Source organism: Maribellus luteus (assembly GCF_003576475.1).
Classification (GTDB): Bacteria; Bacteroidota; Bacteroidia; order Bacteroidales; family Prolixibacteraceae; genus Draconibacterium; species Draconibacterium luteum.
Genome location: NZ_QWGR01000017.1, coordinates 102502 through 122088, shown reverse-complemented (window position 1 = coordinate 122088; position 19587 = coordinate 102502). Strand labels below are relative to the sequence as shown.

At 44.3% G+C, this 19587-nt stretch carries 13 protein-coding genes; all 13 read left to right on the top strand.

All coding sequences use genetic code 11. From position 1 onward, the window contains the following. Positions 1-450: 450 nt before the first annotated feature. Positions 451-3561, top strand: coding sequence for a SusC/RagA family TonB-linked outer membrane protein (locus D1614_RS20590; RefSeq protein ID WP_241558144.1), 3111 nt, complete (start codon positions 451-453; stop codon positions 3559-3561). 14 nt (positions 3562-3575) lie between these two features. After that, positions 3576-5213, top strand: coding sequence for a RagB/SusD family nutrient uptake outer membrane protein (locus tag D1614_RS20585; RefSeq protein WP_119439872.1), 1638 nt, complete (start codon positions 3576-3578; stop codon positions 5211-5213). A gap of 11 nt (positions 5214-5224) precedes the next feature. Next, the gene (locus tag D1614_RS20580; protein WP_241558143.1) at positions 5225-6904 is read left to right on the top strand and encodes a DUF5018 family protein; all 1680 of its coding nucleotides are present in this window, start codon (positions 5225-5227) and stop codon (positions 6902-6904) included. Between the two features lie 73 nt (positions 6905-6977). Next, entirely contained in the window at positions 6978-7991 is a 1014-nt protein-coding gene (locus D1614_RS20575) for a phosphodiester glycosidase family protein (RefSeq protein ID WP_175579295.1), read from the top strand. Between the two features lie 13 nt (positions 7992-8004). Then, a complete protein-coding gene (locus D1614_RS20570; RefSeq protein WP_119439878.1) occupies positions 8005-9372 on the top strand; it encodes an alpha amylase family protein in 1368 nt (455 codons plus the stop codon). A gap of 71 nt (positions 9373-9443) precedes the next feature. Next, complete coding sequence (locus tag D1614_RS20565; RefSeq protein WP_119439869.1) at positions 9444-10799, top strand: alpha amylase family protein; 1356 nt, start codon at positions 9444-9446, stop codon at positions 10797-10799. 42 nt (positions 10800-10841) lie between these two features. Further along, positions 10842-12281, top strand: coding sequence for a calcineurin-like phosphoesterase C-terminal domain-containing protein (locus D1614_RS20560; RefSeq protein ID WP_119439868.1), 1440 nt, complete (start codon positions 10842-10844; stop codon positions 12279-12281). A 9-nt stretch (positions 12282-12290) separates the two neighbouring features. Then, positions 12291-13709: a DUF5009 domain-containing protein gene (locus D1614_RS20555; RefSeq protein WP_119439867.1), complete on the top strand. Its 1419-nt coding sequence runs from the start codon at positions 12291-12293 to the stop codon at positions 13707-13709. 44 nt (positions 13710-13753) lie between these two features. Continuing rightward, positions 13754-15586 carry a sodium:solute symporter family protein gene (locus D1614_RS20550; RefSeq protein ID WP_119439866.1) on the top strand — a complete coding sequence of 611 codons (1833 nt, stop codon included), beginning with the start codon at positions 13754-13756 and terminating at the stop codon, positions 15584-15586. Continuing rightward, positions 15573-16286: a GDSL-type esterase/lipase family protein gene (locus tag D1614_RS20545; RefSeq protein WP_119439865.1), complete on the top strand. Its 714-nt coding sequence runs from the start codon at positions 15573-15575 to the stop codon at positions 16284-16286. Before D1614_RS20550 ends, D1614_RS20545 begins: the two co-directional genes overlap by 14 nt. A gap of 35 nt (positions 16287-16321) precedes the next feature. Next, a complete protein-coding gene (locus D1614_RS20540; protein WP_119439864.1) occupies positions 16322-17260 on the top strand; it encodes a DUF4434 domain-containing protein in 939 nt (312 codons plus the stop codon). A gap of 1 nt (position 17261) precedes the next feature. Next, on the top strand, positions 17262-18449 hold the full coding sequence (locus D1614_RS20535) for a n-acyl-d-glucosamine 2-epimerase (protein WP_162304590.1): 1188 nt from the start codon (positions 17262-17264) through the stop codon (positions 18447-18449). Then, on the top strand, positions 18449-19585 hold the full coding sequence (locus tag D1614_RS20530; protein WP_194086717.1) for an SGNH/GDSL hydrolase family protein: 1137 nt from the start codon (positions 18449-18451) through the stop codon (positions 19583-19585). The genes D1614_RS20535 and D1614_RS20530 overlap by 1 nt, the downstream gene beginning before the upstream one ends. Positions 19586-19587 lie beyond the last annotated feature (2 nt).

Sequence of the window (19587 nt, the reverse complement as noted above, 5' to 3'; positions counted from 1 at the left end):
ACTGCGAACTGATGTTCTCTTCTGCCGAAGATGCAACCATCAAAGGAGCGGGCGCCATTGTTTTTAATCAGCTACAATTATTATAACAAATCCATAGAACAGTAACCGACTAAAAACAATGAAATTATGAAAGATTAACTAAACAGTTCACAAAAAAAAGCCTGCCACAAGGCTTCGGAGGCGCTAGGACAGGCTACTAAGTAAATTAGATGCATCAAATTTACTTTTTTTCTCAGTAATATAAAAGATTTGTTTTCAATCATTTGGTTGATTAAAAACAAAAACTCTCTGCAAACATTCTATTTTACAAAACTGAAGGTTGTGATGATCAAACAGAAATACTCGCAACCATCCAGATAGAATGTCACTAACAAAGGAATATCAAAATATTTCAGACAAACTGCTTTAAGAATTAAAGATCATTTTAAGAGTGAATCAATGCTAATTGATATGATGAAAAAAAGAATTTATCAGGTTGGTTTTCTGCTCATTCTCTTTATGTGCGTATTCTCGCAATACTCCATTGCACAAACAATGGTAAAAGGAAGTGTATCAGAAGCAAACGGAGATCCCTTGATTGGGGCTTCAGTTACTATAAAAGGAAAACTAACAGGAACAGTTACCGACATTAACGGTAACTATTCAATTTCTGTTGAAAACAGTGACGCTATTCTTGTTTTTTCTTTCATCGGTTTTACAACCAGGGAAGAAAAAGTAGGGAGCAGGCAAAAAATAGACGTTCAACTCAGTGCTTCAACTGAAGGAATCGATGAAGTGGTAGTAGTTGGTTACGGGACCCAGAAACGCCAGTCGGTAACCGGTGCTGTTGCTCAGGTATCTGGTGAGGAATTATTAAAAGCACCTGTAGGAAACATTACGAGTAAGCTTGGAGGACTTGTTTCCGGAGTTGTCGCTCTTCAGCAATCAGGACAACCCGGATCCGACGGTGCCAGTATTTTAGTTCGTGGGTCAGAAGCAAAATACATTGTTGATGGTATTGAGCGAAGTTTCTCAGAAATTGACCCGAACGAAATTGCAACGGTTTCGGTGTTAAAGGATGCTTCGTCCGCTTCGGTTTATGGACTGGATGCCAACTCTGTAGTAATTGTAACTACTAAGCGAGGGCGTGTAGCTGACTCTAAAATATCATTTACCGCCTCATACGGAATCAGCGACAATGCTGTTATGCTCGAAATGCTGGATGGACCTGGTTACGCCTACTGGTACAACAAAGCCCGCGAAATGGATGGTGACGAACCTGTTTTTTCGTCAGAACATATTGAAAAGATGCTCAATAACGATCCGTCTGACGGTTGGGGAAACACAAACTGGTACGACGAAACATTCGGTATTGGAAACAATCTGAACTTAAACATGAATGCCACCGGGGGAACCGAAAAGATCAAATACTTTGTATCCCTGGGAAATTACCAGCAAGAAGGTAACGTGGAAGGATTTAACTACGACCGTTTAAACCTTCGTTCAAATATTGACGCCTCAATTGCAAAAAATCTCACACTTACTTTCGACATTGCAGGTAGAATTGAAGATAGAAAACGTCCCGGATACTCTGCCACTCCTGGCGACTGGAACAACATTCCGCAACAGGCCATGCGTGCGCATCCATATGTTCCGATGGAAATTGATGGTATCCCGGTATCCACAAGAACAGCCAGCTCTTACGTAAACCCGTTGGCGGCCTCTGCTCTGACAGGATACAGCAATGTTAAAACAAACATTCTTCAAACCAACCTGGCGTTAAAATACAATGTTCCTCAGGTAAAAGGCTTAAGCCTGAAGTTTATGAGTGCCTACGATGTTTCTTATCAAACATCCAAATCGTTCTCAACACCTTACTTCACAAAAATTGCAACTCTGCCAACCGCGGCTACCAAGGACATTTCGTACGTATACACCCACGATGCACGAGGCCCAAATACAAGCCTGGTGGAAGGACTGTCTCACTACTCTATTCTTACCACCAACACATCAGTTAACTACGAAAATTCTTTTGGAGACCATAATATTTCCGCTTTAGGGCTCATAGAGACGTCTCAGCAAGACGGAAATAAATTTGGAGCCTATGGGTACGATTTTGACATTCTGGATTTGGATGAACTTGATTTTGCTACGTTGGACGAGAAAAACAATGTATCGGGTTCAAGCTATGTTAAAAGAAAAGCTGGATTTCTAGGTCGACTCAATTATGACTACAAACGTAAATACCTGGCTGAAGCTTCTTTCCGTTACGATGGCAGTTATGTTTTTGGCGGTATGATAAAAGGGAAAAGATGGAGTCCCTTCCCCGCAGGTTCACTGGGATGGAGAATCTCGGAAGAAGACTGGTTTAAAAACTCGATTAACAATGTTGACAACCTGAAGCTAAGAGGGAGTATCGGGTTAACAGGTAAAACCGATATTGACCCCTACTATTTCCTCAGTACTTTATCGTTCTTAGAGGACCCTGCACTGGTTATTAATGGAACAGGACTAAGCGGACTCATGACTTCAAAGCCTGCCAATATTAACCTTACATGGGCAAAGGCTCTTCAATACAACCTGGGGTTCGACCTTTCTATGTGGAACGGGTTGTTAGGAGCGGAGTTTGATGTATTCTACAAATACGTTTACGACATGCTGGGTTCGGTGTCATCAACCTATCCCGACTCGTACGGAGGTTATGTTTTTGGATATGCCAATGAAAACAAGCAAGACCACAAAGGTTTTGAGCTTGTCCTTACACATAGAAACAAAATCGGCGATTTTTCATATAGCATCGGTGTAAATGGTACTTATACCCTGAGACGCTGGCTGAAATATGGCGACTCGCCAAATACCCCGGACTGGCTTAAGGTTACCGGAAAAGAAGTAGGTTCACAAATTGGATTTATTGCGCTGGGCCTGTTTCAATCGCAGGAAGAAATAGATAACTCTCCTCTAATTGTTGGAAAAGATGTTCGCGTGGGTGATATTAAATATTTGGATAGAAACGGTGACGGCGTGATCTCCTATGAGCAAGATCGCGGCTACACCGGAAAATCTTCTTATCCAAAATTTGTGGGAGGTATTACTTTTAATGCAGACTGGAAAGGCTTTGATCTTTCAATGTTATGGCAGTCGGGTCTGGGACGTGACGTAGCCCTTACCGGTGTATACAGTAGTGGAATTATGGACAACACTTCAATGACACGTCCGTTCTACCACGGAGGAAACTCACCTGTTTTCCTTCTTGAAAATTCATGGCGAGAAGATAATACAAATGGCGAGTTCCCAAGACTAAGCCTGGTACCTGCCAGCTCTAACAATGCCTATTCTTCGACCTTCTGGTATAGGAGTGGCGACTATATCCGCCTTAAATCGCTACAATTAGGCTATACATTTCCGGTAAAATGGATGAGAAGTTTTGGCGCCGACAACCTCAGGGTTTATGTTGAAGGCCAAAACCTATTAACATTTAGCGAATTGGAAAAATACAATATAGATCCTGAGCAACCGGGAGTTTCCAACGGATACTATCCGCAACAACGGGTTATTTCAACAGGTATTAAATTGACATTTTAAACGGTAAATGAATCATGAAAAAGCATTTAATTAAAATAGTCTTCTTACTGGGAATTGTCAGTTTGGTAGGATGTGATGAATTTCTGGACACAACTCCTTCCGACCGGATCTCAGACAAGCTGGCTTGGGAGAGTGAAGCAAACGTACAACTGTATATCAACGGCTTTTATCCCTACATTGACAGATACGGTAGTTTCGGTAACTCCCAGTTTAAAGGCTCTTTAACCGAAGGATTAACAGAAACACTAAAATACGGTTCTTATGTGCCGGGAGCAACTGCTGGTAATTCAAACTTGTACGTTTTTACACCAGAAACAATGTCGGCCACAGGAAACCTTCTGGGAACCTGGAAAGACACTTACGAAAGAATCCGAAGAATCAACGAATTCCTGGTTGGTTTAGAGAAATATTCTCAACTGGATGATGCTACCGAGCAATTATTCGAAAGCCAGGCTCGTTTTTTCAGAGCTTTCCTTTATTTCCAGTTAGCAAAGCGTCATGGTGGAGTAATCCTTTACACCGACATGAATTTGCAAAAAGATATCAATCGCTCGTCAGAGGAAGCAACCTGGGATTTGATTGAATCTGATCTTGACTTTGCCGCATCGGTGTTGCCTAAACAGTGGGACAATGCCAACAAAGGAAGAATTACGAAAGGTGCTGCCTTTGCATTAAAAAGCAGGGCTATGCTTTATGCCGGCCGTTGGCAAGAAGTGGTTGATGCCGCTGACTCAGTAATCAATCTGCAAATTTACAGCCTCACCGATAGCTACGAAGAAGCCTGGAAAGGTGGAAACTCGGAGTCCATACTCGAATATAATTACCTGGTTACCGGCCCCAACCATTCTTTCGACAGAACCTACGCTACTTTTGGAGAGAAAGAAAACGAAGGTGGCAATGCCGTACCAACCCAAGAGATGGTGGAAGCATACGAAACTGCTACAGGGCAAACGGTCGACTGGTCTCCATGGCATGCAGACGGTGGAACAACTCAGCGTCCTCCGTACGAGCAACTCGAGCCTCGCTTTAAAGCTTCTGTTATATACAACGGTGCGACCTGGCAGGGCAAAACCATGGAAAATTCGGAAAACGGCACGAATGGCAGGTACATGGGATACCGCGCCGATACCTATACAAAAGGCAGAACTGTTACCGGTTACTACCTGCGTAAACTAAGAGACGAAGCACACACCGATTTGGAAACCTTCAAAAGCGATCAAACCTGGGTTGAGATTCGCCTGGCAGAGGTTTACTTAAACAGGGCAGAAGCCAACTACCGTCTTGGAAAAAGTGGGCCAGCTCTTAGCGACATCAATACGGTACGCACTCGTCCCGGTGTTGCATTACCTGCTAAATCAGGCATTACTGGCGAAGACCTGTTTAATGCCATTCGCCACGAACGTAAAATTGAATTGGCTTACGAAGGGCACCTCTACTGGGATATGCGTCGGTGGAAACTGGCACACGTTGAATACAACAATTACCGGGTTCATGGCATGAAAATCACCCAAAACGGTGCAGACTACCATTACGAACTGGTTGATTGCGACTTACAGGACCGCAAGTTCCTGCAGAAAACATACGTTTTCCCGGTTCCTTATAGCGAATTGGCCAATAACTCGGCCATCGAACAATATGACGAATGGAAATAACAAGACCGAAGATGATGAATAGAAATATAATTGCAATCATAATGGGCCTGCTTATTATAATAAGTGGTTGCCAGGAACCGGAAGATCTGATTCCTTCGGTTTCCAGAAACGGAATCAATAGTATAAAGGCAAAATTTGATGACGGAACAGGCGAATTTACGGGCTATATATCTGGTAATGACAGCTCAAGTATTGTCATCCCAATACCTTACTTTTTCCCGGAAAGCAGTGACAACCAGGTAACAGAAGCTCAACTGAAACACATGAGAGTATCTGCCAATCTGGACGACAACGTATTGGTTGAACCATCCCTGCTATACATGGACCTTACCCAGGAGAATACGATAACTGTCACAGACCAGTTAAAGCAGAGAAAGCAATATACAGTTACCGGGCAAATTGTAAAAAGCTCGGCTGCGTTTATTACCGACTTTAAGCTACCGTCACTCGGATTGGCAGGTGTGATCAACGAATCAGCCAAAACCATTTCGCTGGTGGCATTGGAAGAGCTGGAACCAGCCCTTGCTGAAGTAACCATCTCTTATCATGCAACGATTTCTCCTGACCCCAGAACTACGGCACTGAATTACAACCAGGATTTACAACTTACAGTAACGGCACATGATGGAACAACCCAAAATGTTTACACGGTAAAAAAAGAAGTTCCGAACAAGCTGAATTATGGTATTCGTGCAGGAAGCGCCAAACTTCTTTTTGCGAAGAAACTTAAAGCTGATCTGGGCATTACTGTAGACAACCTTACGGGCGGTATTGCCGCAACCGGTGATTATGTGGTAATTAATACACGTAACGAGAACAGTATTTACATTGATCCTAAAACCGGAGAAAAAGTTGGAGAAATTGAATTGGGCGACATAAAAGGCTCACTTTCGAACTTCTACAACACGGCTGACGACGATGGTAATATTCTGATTTGTAACCTGGCACCCAATGCCGGTTCGTTTAAAGTATGGAAAGTAACTTCGGTAACCTCTACTCCGGAACTTATGATCGAGTGGAATGGAGGAGTTGCTATCGGACGTAAACTATCCATACAAGGCAGCATCGACAGCGATGCCATTATTACTGCTCCGATTTTGGCCGCAGGTCAGCAAATTGCCCGCTGGACAGTTACCGGTGGAGTACTTAGCTCGCAAACTCCGGAAATCGTTAAGATGAGTGGCTTAGCCAAAGGCTGGACTACTAATGCCGATGTTATTTACACATCAGGTAGTGATGTAAACAGTGATTTCTTTGTTGCATCTTACTCCGACAATACATTTGCCTGGGTGAACGGTAGTACCAATGCGGTAAGAAAGGCACTGGATGTAATCAGTACCAACTATATCCCGAATGCTGTTGACTATATTCAGTTTAACAATGCAGGTTATACAACGCTCAACTGGGTAAACAGCTTCTCCTGGGGAGCATCAGACGCCGTTTGGCTGTTGGATGTAACCTCCGATGCCAATTTCGCAGGAAACCTTGACACCAAAACCTGCCCGGCTGTAATTTGGGAGTGTGAGAGAAACGTTTACGGAGGAAAATCAGTTTCACCGGCTGTTGTTAACGGAAACGGAACAGGCGATGTAGCCCTGACTGTATCAGAAGATGGCTATTATCTCTATCTGTATTTCATGTTCACAAACGGATACGTGGTGGGATACCAATTTGACTGTATCGATATTTAGAAACTCTGTTTTTAACCAATTGGCAACGCTATTAAAATAGCGTTGCCAATTCTTTCTGCAACTTTAAATGACTATGAAAAATAGCCGCCTAATCTTTTTGCTGTTTTTGGGTGCCATTTACATGGCAACACTAACATCCTGCGGAAGCGACCAAAAGAAAGATGAATGGGAATGGGAATGGGAAGATCCCGTCAAGAACGAAAGTACCGCAGATTCGCTGATCACCGACAAGGGATGGATGCTGCAAACAGGCTTTGGCGAATTGCCTGAATATATTCGCGTATATAAATCAGCCGGGGTTCTTCAGAATAAACAGGCCGTTGCTTATTTAGCTGTTGCCGATCTGAACAGTGCAACCTTTAAAGTTCTCGGAAACGCTTCTGGCTATCATACTCCGAATGATTTCTATATAGCGGGGAAAGAAACCGTTATTCTAAACGGGGGTTATTTTTGGGCAGGAGCATCGCTTAGTTTGCTATGTCGCAACGCAGAAACCCTATGTGCCAATAACCCTTCTGTTTCTCGCCAAAACGGAGAATTCATTTACTACCCGACAAAAGGGGCATTTGCAGAAATGAAAAATGGGGAATTTCAGGTTGACTGGGTTTACTCCGTTAACGGAGCCACTTACGCGTATCCAAATCCTGCCGACAACAAATCGGGATCAACGCCACTTCCCCAGCCTTCGGCCACTTTCCCGGAAGGAGGTTCTGTATGGAATGCAAAAAATGGTATTGGAGGTGGCCCTGTTTTGATTAAAAACAGCATTATTGTAAATACGCACGAAGAGGAATTATTTGATACAGCCAGCGGAGTGGGACCTGAGAACAACCACCCCAGATCGGCCATTGCAGTAACAAAAACAGGGCAACTGGTGTTTTTTGTTTGCGAAGGACGTAACATGACTCAAGGAGTAAAGGGACTGACACTGAGCGAAGTGGCAAACATTTTACTGGAGATAGGATGCACACATGCACTGAACCTTGATGGAGGAGGATCAAGCTGTATGCTGATAAATGGAAAAGAAACAATTAAGCCGAGCGACGGAAAACAACGTTCAGTTGTAACCGCGGTGGCTTTTTATTAAAGCAATGAAAAGTATGAAACAACTACGATCAATTATTTTCTGGTCCTTATCTGTATTCATGATATTTAATGTGACCGGATGTGGAGGAAATGGAACGGATACCCCGGAGTGGGAATGGGACGACGATATCCCCAACGCAGATAAACCAAGAATTATCTGGATCGATGCTGCTGCTAACTTCCCGGATTTTGCCAATAACAAAGAGAATATTTTAAGAGATCTGACTCTTGCCAAAGACGCCGGTTTTACAGGCATTGTAGTAGATGTTAGACCTACCACCGGCGATGTACTTTTTGATACCGATGTAGAAAATCAGGTTTCATGGTTAGGAGCCTGGCTCCCCGGTGGATTTACAAAAATTGAACGTACTGCAACCTGGGATTATCTCCAGGCATTTATTGATGCCGGACATAGCCTGGGACTGGATGTGTACGCCGGGGTAAATACTTTTTCAGGAGGAAATACAACTTCTATCGGTTCCGACGGGATGCTATTCCGCAATTCATCCAGAAAAGAATGGGCCACTTCTTTGCTCACTACAAACGGAATCATAAACACACTGGACAGAACCGCCTCGGGTGCTAAATTCTTTAACCCCGTACACGAAGATGTTCAAAATTACCTTTGCGACATGCTTACTGACCTCGCATCGTATGAAGATCTGGATGGGATTATTCTTGACCGAGGTCGTTTTGACGGCTTCGACAGCGATTTTTCGGATTATACAAGAACAAAGTTCGAAAACTATTTAGGCCATCCGGTCGCCAACTTTCCCAACGATGTAATGACACCAGGAACCGCTGTGGGTAGTCTACCCTCCCCACAACCAACCTACCTGAAAAAATGGATGGAATTTAGGGTTAAAGTCATTCACGACTTTATGGAGAAAGCAAAGAATACCGTAAAAGCAGTAAACCCTGAGATGCAGTTTGGAGTATATGTGGGAGGATGGTATGGAAGCTACTACGGAGTTGGCGTAAACTGGGCCAGCCCACGTTACACCTTACCGGCGAGTTACTCACACTGGGCTACCCCTGAGTATAAAAATTACGGATATGCTGATCTGATGGACATCATCCTTATCGGCGCTTATGCTGCCCCTACAAGGGTTTATGGCTCAACTGAATGGACCATACAGGGATTCTGTTCTCAGGCGGCCGATAAAATTAAAGGCGATGCCCTTGTTGTAGGGGGGCCTGATATAGGAAACGGAGATTGGGCAACTGCCACAGATGCTGCCACCGGACAGGCCATCGTTCAATCGGTAGATGCAGCAATGAGTGCATGCGACGGCTATTTCCTTTTTGACATGATTCACCTGAAAAAGAAAAACCAGTGGCACTATGCAAAAGAAGGTATAGAGGCTGCTACCGCAGAATAAACAAACAAAATAAGTCCGGGCAACCGCGACAGAAGAACCATAATCATTATTAAAAATTAAAGTTTAAACGAATGAAGAATTCATTAATATTCGTCCTTTTAACTTCCATTATCTTTTTCTCGTCTTGTTCACCAAAGGCAGAAAAAAAAGAAACCCCTGTAACAATTGGCAAACCATCCTTGATGTGGTTCGATGCAGAAGCCAATTTTGAACGTTTCAGTTATCCTGATTCAATTGATTTCTACCTGGAAAAAATTAAAAGCATCGGTTTTACCGACGCAGTGGTTGATATCAGACCGATTACCGGCGAAGTACTGTACAAAAGCGACTATGCTCCGCAAATGACAGAATGGGACGGTTTTGAACGTCCCGATTTTGATTATTTGGGGTATTTTATCAAAAAAGCACACGAGTTGGGAATCCGGGTACAGGTATCAATGAATACCTTTGTTGGCGGGCACAATTTCTTTGACCGCGGCCAGGTTTACACTGACCACCCGGAATGGGCAAGCATGGTTTATACTCCCACTGAAGGGATTGTTTCCATAATGACACAAAAGAAAAAGTACTCAGCGATGATCAATCCGATCAATCCCGATTTCCAGGAACATATCCTGAATGTTTTTAAGGAAGTGGTTACCAAATACCCTGAACTCGATGGTATTATTCTCGACCGCGTTCGATACGACGGAATTATGGCTGACTTTTCGGATTACACAAGACAAAAATTTGAAGAGCATTTGGGAGAAAAAATCCAAAATTTCCCAGCAGATATTTATGAGTGGAAAACCGACGAGAACGGAAAAAGCGATTATGTGCCTGGCAAATATTTCAAAAAATGGTTGGAGTGGCGCGCAATGAACATCTACAACTTCATGTCGTTGGCCGCACAAACCGTTAAAGAGGTAAACCCGAATATCTCCTTTGGGACTTATACCGGAGCCTGGTATCCATCCTATTTTGAAGTAGGTGTTAACTGGGCAAGCAACCAATACGATGTTTCAAAAGACTTTAACTGGGCAACACCCGGGTATAAAAACTACGGTTATGCCGAAGTGCTTGATTTATTCACCGTTGGAAACTATTACACCAACGTAACAATGGACGAGTACCTGGAAAGCAACAACCTGGTAAAAAATGAAACCGATAGTAAAGCTGCCCGGGGTACCTGGTATTGTGTAGAAGGCTCGTGCGAAAAGATAAAAGGTATTCTGAACGGTCATCCGTTTTACGGCGGTATTCTGGTGGATCAGTTTTACGACAACCGTCCGCAACTATCTCGTTCCATCGCAATGAACTTTCAGGCTTCTGATGGTTTGATGGTCTTTGACATCGTTCATATTATCCAAAAAAATATGTGGAAAGAAGTAGAAGATGGATTCAAAATGGCTGCTGATCCTGATTACTTCAAAAAAGATAAAGAGTAGCAAAAGGTCGATTTAAACAAGAGGAAGAGAAATAAAACAGACATGAAGCGGAATATTTTCTTGTTATTACTGATTGGGCTGGCACTGTATTCGTCGGCAATCGGAAACCCGGTAAAAAACCGTGTGGTAAAAGGTAGTGTTAGTTGCAACGGAAAAGCAATTGCCGGCGTGGCGGTTACCGATGGTTATTCGGTGTGCCTGACAAATAACAAAGGGAAATATTCGCTGAATGTCGATCCCGAAAGCCGTTTTGTTTACCTCTCATCTCCTGCCGGATATACGGTTGAAACAGAAAATTCAGTACCCCGTTTTTTCCAGGCTGTTCCTTCGGACAACAAAAAAAACAGTACACTTGACTTTCAGCTAAAAAAGACGGAAGATGACACCCAACATGGCTTTGTTGTTTGGGCCGATCCGCAGATAAAATCGGCAGCGGAGGCAGAGCAGGCGAAGGAAGTGGCCAACGATGTAAAGGAGTTATTGAAAAAGTACGATAGTTTTTCTTTTCACGGGATGGGTTGTGGCGACATTGTGGGCGACAACCCTTCCCTTTTCGACAGCATAAAAAACATGCTCACTCCGCTTGAAATCCCTTTTTACCAATCCATCGGCAACCACGACCTGAGGTACAATTCAAGATCAAACGAGGCTTCTGCCGATGTTTACGAATCACATTTCGGCCCTGCTTATTATTCCTTTAATCGCGGTGATGTTCACTACGTGGTTCTGAACGACATATTCTACATAGGCAGAAGTTATTTCTACATTGGGTATTTGGATGAAAAGCAGCTATCGTGGCTCGAAAAAGACTTGTCGTATGTGGAAGATGGGAAAACGGTAGTGGTTGTTTTACACATCCCCACCGCCCTGAGCGAAGAAGACATAAAACAATTCTCGTATTCCAATATTTCCAAATCGGTATCAAACAAAAACGCTTTGTACAAAATTCTGGAACCGTTTCAGGCACACATTATTTCGGGACATATGCATTATTCCAATAATGTTGTAATATCTTCGAAACTTTTTGAGCACAACATTTCTTCCGTTTGTGGCGCCTGGTGGCAGGGACCCTATGCCCTTGATGGTACCCCAAAAGGCTATGCAGTTTTTGAAGCCGACGGCCCAAACCTGAGTTGGTATTATAAAAGTGCCGGCTTCAGCAAAGATTATCAGTTCAACGCCTATGCGGTGGGCGAAAATCAGGAACAGCCCGATTTTATTACGGCTAACGTCTGGAACTGGGACCCGGAGTGGAAGGTTTACTGGTACGAAGACGGCACCCGGATGGGAGAAATGGAAGCCTACACCGGAACCGATCCGGCAGCGCAAAAAGCCTACTCCGACAAGGACAAGCTGGACTACAAGTGGGTTAGCGCACTACCTACCAGGCATTTGTTCCGGGCAAAGCCGCATTCATCTTCAGCAAAAATTACAGTTGAAGTGGTTGACCGCTTTGGCAATACATTTAAACAGGATTTATAAATAAAGAACATGAACAGAGCCGTTTCTTTGGACGTTTTACGCGGTCTCTCAATTTTTGGGATGATTCTTTCAGGAACAATTCCGTTTGGAAATGTTTTGCCTGCCTGGATGTACCACGCGCAATGCCCGCCACCAAGCCATGCTTTTAATCCGGAAATTGCAGGGATTACCTGGGTAGACCTGGTTTTACCCGTATTTATATTTTGCATGGGAGCTGCCATTCCGCTGGCACTGGGGAAAAAACTCGAAAAAGGACAAACCATCGGAGAAATTACCCGACAGATTCTTACACGCTTTTCTGTACTGGTACTTTTTGCGATTTACATTGCACACATTATGCCTCATGCAATTGGTAAAGGCTTTTGGAACCTGAACCTGTTGGGAACAGACGTAAAAGGTTACGATCTCCAGATATTTACTCTTTTGGGCTTCTTGCTGATGTTTCCGATGTTTGCTGTAATTCGCGATGCCAAAAAGAAAATTATTTACCGGATTGCCGGATGGGGAGGGGCAATACTTTTGCTATTAATTTTCCGTTTTACCTACGGCCAGGAATTTTCGCTACACCGCAGCAACATTATAATTTTACTGCTTGCCGGTGTATACTTTCTGGGAGCCATCAGCTGGCTGATTTCACGTAACAACACAACTGCTCGCCTGGCTATTTTTATATTTTGGGCAGCAGTGCAAGTACTCAGTAAGCACACAGGTTTAGGTATTATCATCGAAAATTATCAACCCATCTCGTGGTTTTTCAAATTAAGCATGAGCTTTTACATGCTCCTGCTGATTCCCGCAACCATGGTTGGCGACATCATAGCCAAACGCCTTAAATCTTCTGAAGAATTCAGTGAAAGAGCAGGCAATGGAAATTCGAAACATATATTTTTTGCCGGAGTATTGGCCGTATCGGTATGGTTAACCATCTCGCTTTTTGCCCGGTGGACCACCGCCGTTTTTATCGTAACTCCCGCAACTTTGATTTTCCTTTATCTACTCGTAACGAAATACATTCCGGGATACCGGCAAATGTTTACCCTGGCGGCCTACCTGATTATTATCGGCTTGATGGTTGAACCGGTGGAAGGCGGAATAAAAAAAGATTATGTGACCGTTTCGTATTTACTGATAACTGCAGGCATTTCCATCAACCTGCTGATGTTTCTCGACTATGTGGTTGCCTACTTCAGAAATAGCCGTTGGGTAAAATTATTTGAAGGAGCCGGAAGTAATCCACTGATGGCCTATGTAATGTCAACATGGTTTATGTTTCCCCTGCTTCACGTCAGTTTTTTAATTGGTTTTTACAATGTACTGTATCCCTCAGGTTATCCCTGGATAGGTGTACTAAGGGCTGCTTGCCTGGTAATGCTGATTATGGTAGTTGTTAACCGAATGGTAAGAAAGAAAATAGTTTGGAGAGTATGATTTTTCAGGAAATCAGAGCTCTACATATATAAAAAAAACAAAAAATGAACTTTGACATAATCGATATATCCATTATTATCGGGTATATACTGCTCAGTATTTTTATTGGCTTTTGGATATCCAAACGAGCCAGCACAAGTCTTCAGAATTATTTCCTCGGAGGAAACAAACTAAAATGGTATTACCTGGGGCTTTCCAACGGCTCGGGAATGTTTGATATTTCCGGGACCACCTGGACAGTCACCATCTTTTTTGTGTACGGTCTGAAAAGTGTCTGGATTCCTTGGCTGTGGCCGGTTTGGAACCAGATATTCATTATGATTTTTATGGCCATCTGGCTCCGCAGATCCAATGTTATGACCGGGGCTGAGTGGATCATTACCCGTTTTGGCGATCAAAAGGGCGGCAAACTTTCGCACATTATTGTGGTGGTATTTGCCATCATCAGTGCAATTGGCTTCATCGCATACTTTTTTGTCGGAATCGGAAAATTTGCTGTCACTATTTTCCCCTGGGATCTGTCGTTTTATGTGGGTTCCTTTCATTTTATTTCTGAATACGTATATGCAACCATATTGCTGTCGCTTACAACCATCTATGTGATCAAAGGGGGAATGTACAGCGTGGTAGCAACCGAAGTGATGCAGTTTTTTGTGATGACCATCGCCTGTATTGCAGTGGCCTGGTTTGCCATGAACAAGGTTTCGGCCGAAGAGATTAATGCGGCAGTGCCGGCTGGCTGGTTCGACCTTATGCCAAGCTGGAAAACAAGTCTCGACTGGACGGGAATTTTCGACCAGGTAAATGACAAAATCGCCCAGGATGGTTTTGGGATGCTGGGTGCTTTGGTTATGATGATGTTTTTCAAAGGCATCTTTTCGAGTCTGGCAGGCCCCGTACCCGGTTACGACATGCAGCGTGTACTTTCCACGCAAACGCCACGTGATGCAGCTAAAATGAGCGGTCTTACTTCGCTGGTACTATACCCACCCCGCTACTTAATGGTTGCAGGGCTTGGAATACTCGGCCTTGTGCTGGTGGCGCCCATGATGAAAGCCGATGGCGGAGAGATCGACTTTGAAAAGATCCTTCCTTATGTGATCAACAACCTGCTTCCGGTTGGGCTGAAAGGAATTATCATGGCCGGACTGCTGGCTGCTTTTATGTCCACCTTCTCGGCCTTTGTGAACGCAGCGCCAGCCTACATCGTCAACGACCTGTACAAAAAGTACATCAACCCGAACGCTACCAGTAAAAAATACATCCAGATCAGCTATATCGCTTCCATCGGGATCGTAATTATAGGGATCATTTTCGGATTTTTCTCGGCCTCCATCAACTCGCTCACCTTGTGGATCACCTCGTCGCTTTACGGCGGTTACGTGGCAGCCAACGTGTTAAAATGGGTTTGGTGGCGCTTTAACGGCTACGGATATTTTTGGGGAATGCTAGCCGGCTTGCTGGCTTCTACTCTAAAATTCCTGTTCTTCCCCAATACACCCGACATTTACCTCTTTCCGCTCATCTTACTGATGGCTTCTGCCGGAAGTTTCCTCGGATGCTTCCTCTCGAAACCCGTGGATGACGAAATACTGATCGAGTTTTACAAAAATGTACGCCCGTGGGGCTGGTGGGGACCAATACATAAAAAAGCCCTGAAAAAATACCCGAACCTGACCAAAAACAAAGACCTTGCACGCGACAGTTTCAACGTTGTGGTGGGAATTGTGTGGCAAATGACCCTCATCGTGGCTCCTATTTACCTGGTGGTAAGGCACTACAACGGGCTGATCATCTCGCTGATCCTTTTCGCGGTCACTTCCGTAATACTCAAATTCAACTGGCTGGATAAAATCAAAGATTATGAAGAAATTTAAAACCCAACGCATTGCATTCCTCCTGTTTGGAATAATGCTCGCAGCAGGCACCTTGTTTTCTGAAACAAGCACGGCACAAAACCCGCTGCCCTACGATACAACTTACACTTTCGACCATTACAAAAAGCTGCGTGCCTTTTATGAAAGTCTGCCCAATGCAAAAAACGAAATTGTATTCCTGGGCAACAGCATAACCGAAAGAGGCAACTGGAACGAGCTTTTCAAAAACAAAAACATCGTTAACCGCGGAATTGGCGGCGATGTGTGCTTCGGGGTGTTAAGCCGCATCGACGAGGTGGTGGCTTCAAAACCCAAAACCATTTTTCTGATGATCGGGATCAACGACATTGGGCGCAGCGTTCCCGTAGAGGTTATTGCCGGGAAAATCAGGGAAATTATACAGGCAGTTAAAACCCAATCGCCCAAAACAAAGCTATACCTGCAAAGCGTGCTCCCCATCAACGAAAAAGTTATCTGGTTTGATTACATGAAAAACAAATCGGACAAAATTGCTTTGCTGAACGAGCTGTTAAAACCAATCGCGGCAGAGGAACGTATTCCCTATCTGGACCTGTACTCAGAATTTGCTGACGAACACGGGCAACTTTTGCCTCCATATACAGCCGATGGTATTCACCTGACTGCTGCCGGATACCTGAAATGGCGCGAAGTATTTCAGCAAGAGGGAATTAAATTATAGAATAGTAAACAGACTTAAAAGATATTTTGAATCAAATGAAGATCAAAGGCACTTTCTTAGACGAAATAAGTCATGATATCCCACATCAGAATTGGGGTAGGAAAGAATGGGACCAGGATTTTGCCTATATGAAGCAGGTAGGTATAAACACGGTCATTTTAATCAGGAGTGGCTACAGGAAATGGCTGACATATCCTTCCGAAATTTTGCTGGAAAGAGAAAAAGCATACCAACCACCGGTTGACCTTGTTCAGATGTTCCTGGAGCTGAGCGAAAAACATCAAATGGATTTCTATTTCGGCTTGTACGATTCAGGGAAATATTGGGAAAAGGGCGACTTCCAAAAAGAACTCGATCTCAATAAACTGGTAATCGACGAGGTATGGTCGAAATATGGAACCATGAACGCCTTCAAAGGCTGGTACATTTCGCAGGAATGCAGCCGTAAAACGGGCGCCATCATCGACATGTACCGTGGTTTGGGCGAGCACTGCAAATCGGCTTCCGGAAACCTGACAACCCTGATATCGCCGTACATCGACGGGGTAAAAAACATCAGCCAGTACAACAACGAAACCAGCCGCGATCTGGGCGTGAGTCTGAAAAAGCACGAGCAGGACTGGGATGAAATTTTTGACGGAATTAAAGATGCCATCGACATTGTAGCTTTCCAGGATGGCCATATTGAATTTGACGAACTGGACGATTTTCTGCGTGTCAACAAACAACTGGCCGACAAATACGGCATCCGCAGCTGGACCAACTCCGAAACTTTCGACCGCGATATGCCCATCAAATTTTTACCCATCAAATGGGAAAAACTGCTGATGAAGCTGGAAGCTGCCCAAAGAGTTGGAATGGAGCAGGCCATTACTTTTGAATTTTCACACTTTATGAGCCCGCAGTCGGCCTACCTGCAAGCCGGACATTTGTACAACCGTTACCAGGAATACCTGGCAGCATTAAAAGGATAACATGGAAACACTGGATTTTAAAAATTTAGCTGAGCAATACAAAGCGGAACTACTCAACAACGTGGTTCCGTTCTGGTTGAATAAGTCGCAAGACCAGGATTTTGGCGGTTTTTACACCTGCCTCGACCGCGAAGGAGAAGTTTTTGACACCGATAAATTTATCTGGCTACAGGGACGTGAAGTATGGTTGTTTTCGATGCTTTACAACCAGGTTGAGCAAAAACAGGAATGGCTTGATGCGGCAATTCAGGGAGCTGAATTCCTCAAAAAATACGGGCACGACGGCAACCTGAACTGGTATTTTTCGCTTACCCGCGAAGGAAAACCGCTGATTGAGCCGTACAACATCTTCTCGTACACTTTTGCAACCATGGCTTTTGGCCAGCTTAGCAAAGCAACCGGCAACCAGGAATATGCCGACATTGCATTGAAAACCTTCGACATTATTTTGTCGAAAACAGAGAACCCGAAAGGACACTGGAACAAAGCTTACCCGGGCACACGCAACCTGAAAAACTTTGCCTTACCAATGATTCTGTGCAACCTGGCACTTGAAATCGAGCATCTTCTGGATGAAGAGTTTTTGAAGCAAACCATGGAAACCTGTATCCACGAAGTTATGGATGTGTTCTACCGTCCGGAATTGGGCTTGGTGGTCGAGAATTTACATACAGATGACAGTTTGTCGGATACTTTCGACGGGCGCTTGCTCAATCCCGGGCATGCCATCGAAGCCATGTGGTTCATCATGGATTTGGGAGTTCGGTTAAACCGTCCGGAGCTTGTTACACAAGCCAATGATATTGCAATAAAAATGGTGGAATACGGCTGGGACGAACAATACGGCGGTATTTTCTATTTTATGGATCGTTTGGGACACCCGACACAACAGTTGGAATGGGACCAAAAACTCTGGTGGGTGCACATCGAAACACTGATTACCATGCTGAAAGGCTACCAGCTAACCGGTTCGGAGAAAAGCCTGGAGTGGTTTAAAAAAGTACACGACTACGCCTGGACTCATTTTAAAGACGAAGAACATCCCGAGTGGTTTGGTTACCTCAACCGCCGCGGCGAAGTACTGCTGCCGTTAAAAGGCGGCAAATGGAAAGGTTGTTTCCACGTACCACGCGGTCTTTATCAATGCTGGCAAACCCTCGAAAAAATTGACCAACTAAAACAACAATGATGAAGAATACGGGAATCACCCTACTTCTGCTTCTGCTGTTTATTTACGCCGTGCCAACCATGGCTCAGGTGCAAAGCAACGCAAAATTTTATCCGGCTGGCGACGATGCGTTCCAGTACATGGGCCGTGTTCAGCCAACTGCTGATGCCGTAAAATACAACTGGCCGGGAGTAAGCATTTTTACGGCTTTTACCGGGCAAAAACTGGGCATTCAAATAAAAGGCGGAGACCGTAACTATTTCAATGTTTGGGTCGATGATCGTCCGGAGCAGGTTCTGTACGCAGTAAACGATACCCTTTGGTGGTATCCCGGAAAATTATCAAAAGGAACTCACCAGCTAAGAATTGTAAAGCGAACCGAAGGTGGAATGGGAATCGCTGAGTTTACAGGCATTTATGTGGGTGCGAAAGAAAGTCTTCTGAAACCGGCGCCGCTTCCTGCCAGGAAACTCCTGTTTATCGGGAACTCGATCACCTGTGGTTACGGAACCGAAGGAAAAGACAAATCAGAGCGCTTTAAACCAGCCACCGAAAACTGCGAGAAATCCTATGCAACCATCGTTGCACGGGCGTTTGAGTCTCAATACCATCTGATTTCGCATTCGGGACTTGGAATGATTCGCAATTACGGCGACAAAGAAAAAATTTCCACCAAGCTGGCACCGATGCCCGCCCGTTTGGAGTACCTGCTCGATGAAGATTCCACTCGTACCTATCCTTTGCAGGAATATGTGCCGGATGCCATCGTCATCAACCTGGGCACAAATGATTTCAGTACGCAGCCATTTCCTGATGAACCCGATTTTATTAACGCCGGGAAAAAACTGATCAACAAACTACACCTCGAATTTCCGCACGCAAAAATCGTTTGCGTAACCGGCCCCATGATCAACGAACCCTGTTTTTCCTACACAAAAAAAATGGTGGAAGAACTCCGGACAGAACTGGAAGCTTTGGAGATCGTTTTTGTCGGAATACCGGGAAACCTGCTTAATAAAGAAGAGGACCTGGGTTCTGACTGGCACCCTTCCTACCGCGGACAATTAAAATCGGGCCACATGCTTATCCCGGTTTTGGGCACCATGCTCAACTGGAATTATTCGCTAGACGAAATTCTGAAAAATTTGAAAAAATAAAT

Excerpts from the sequence above, each read along its gene's own strand:
- D1614_RS20565 (WP_119439869.1), top strand. The coding sequence starts at position 9,444 with ATGAAGAATTCATTAATATTCGTCCTTTTAACTTCCATTATCTTTTTC.
- D1614_RS20575 (WP_175579295.1), top strand. The coding sequence starts at position 6,978 with ATGAAAAATAGCCGCCTAATCTTTTTGCTGTTTTTGGGTGCCATTTAC.
- D1614_RS20570 (WP_119439878.1), top strand. The coding sequence starts at position 8,005 with ATGAAACAACTACGATCAATTATTTTCTGGTCCTTATCTGTATTCATG.
- D1614_RS20560 (WP_119439868.1), top strand. The coding sequence starts at position 10,842 with ATGAAGCGGAATATTTTCTTGTTATTACTGATTGGGCTGGCACTGTAT.
- D1614_RS20530 (WP_194086717.1), top strand. The coding sequence starts at position 18,449 with ATGAAGAATACGGGAATCACCCTACTTCTGCTTCTGCTGTTTATTTAC.
- D1614_RS20590 (WP_241558144.1), top strand. The coding sequence starts at position 451 with ATGATGAAAAAAAGAATTTATCAGGTTGGTTTTCTGCTCATTCTCTTT.
- D1614_RS20545 (WP_119439865.1), top strand. The coding sequence starts at position 15,573 with ATGAAGAAATTTAAAACCCAACGCATTGCATTCCTCCTGTTTGGAATA.
- D1614_RS20585 (WP_119439872.1), top strand. The coding sequence starts at position 3,576 with ATGAAAAAGCATTTAATTAAAATAGTCTTCTTACTGGGAATTGTCAGT.
- D1614_RS20555 (WP_119439867.1), top strand. The coding sequence starts at position 12,291 with ATGAACAGAGCCGTTTCTTTGGACGTTTTACGCGGTCTCTCAATTTTT.
- D1614_RS20535 (WP_162304590.1), top strand. The coding sequence starts at position 17,262 with ATGGAAACACTGGATTTTAAAAATTTAGCTGAGCAATACAAAGCGGAA.
- D1614_RS20580 (WP_241558143.1), top strand. The coding sequence starts at position 5,225 with ATGATGAATAGAAATATAATTGCAATCATAATGGGCCTGCTTATTATA.
- D1614_RS20550 (WP_119439866.1), top strand. The coding sequence starts at position 13,754 with ATGAACTTTGACATAATCGATATATCCATTATTATCGGGTATATACTG.
- D1614_RS20540 (WP_119439864.1), top strand. The coding sequence starts at position 16,322 with ATGAAGATCAAAGGCACTTTCTTAGACGAAATAAGTCATGATATCCCA.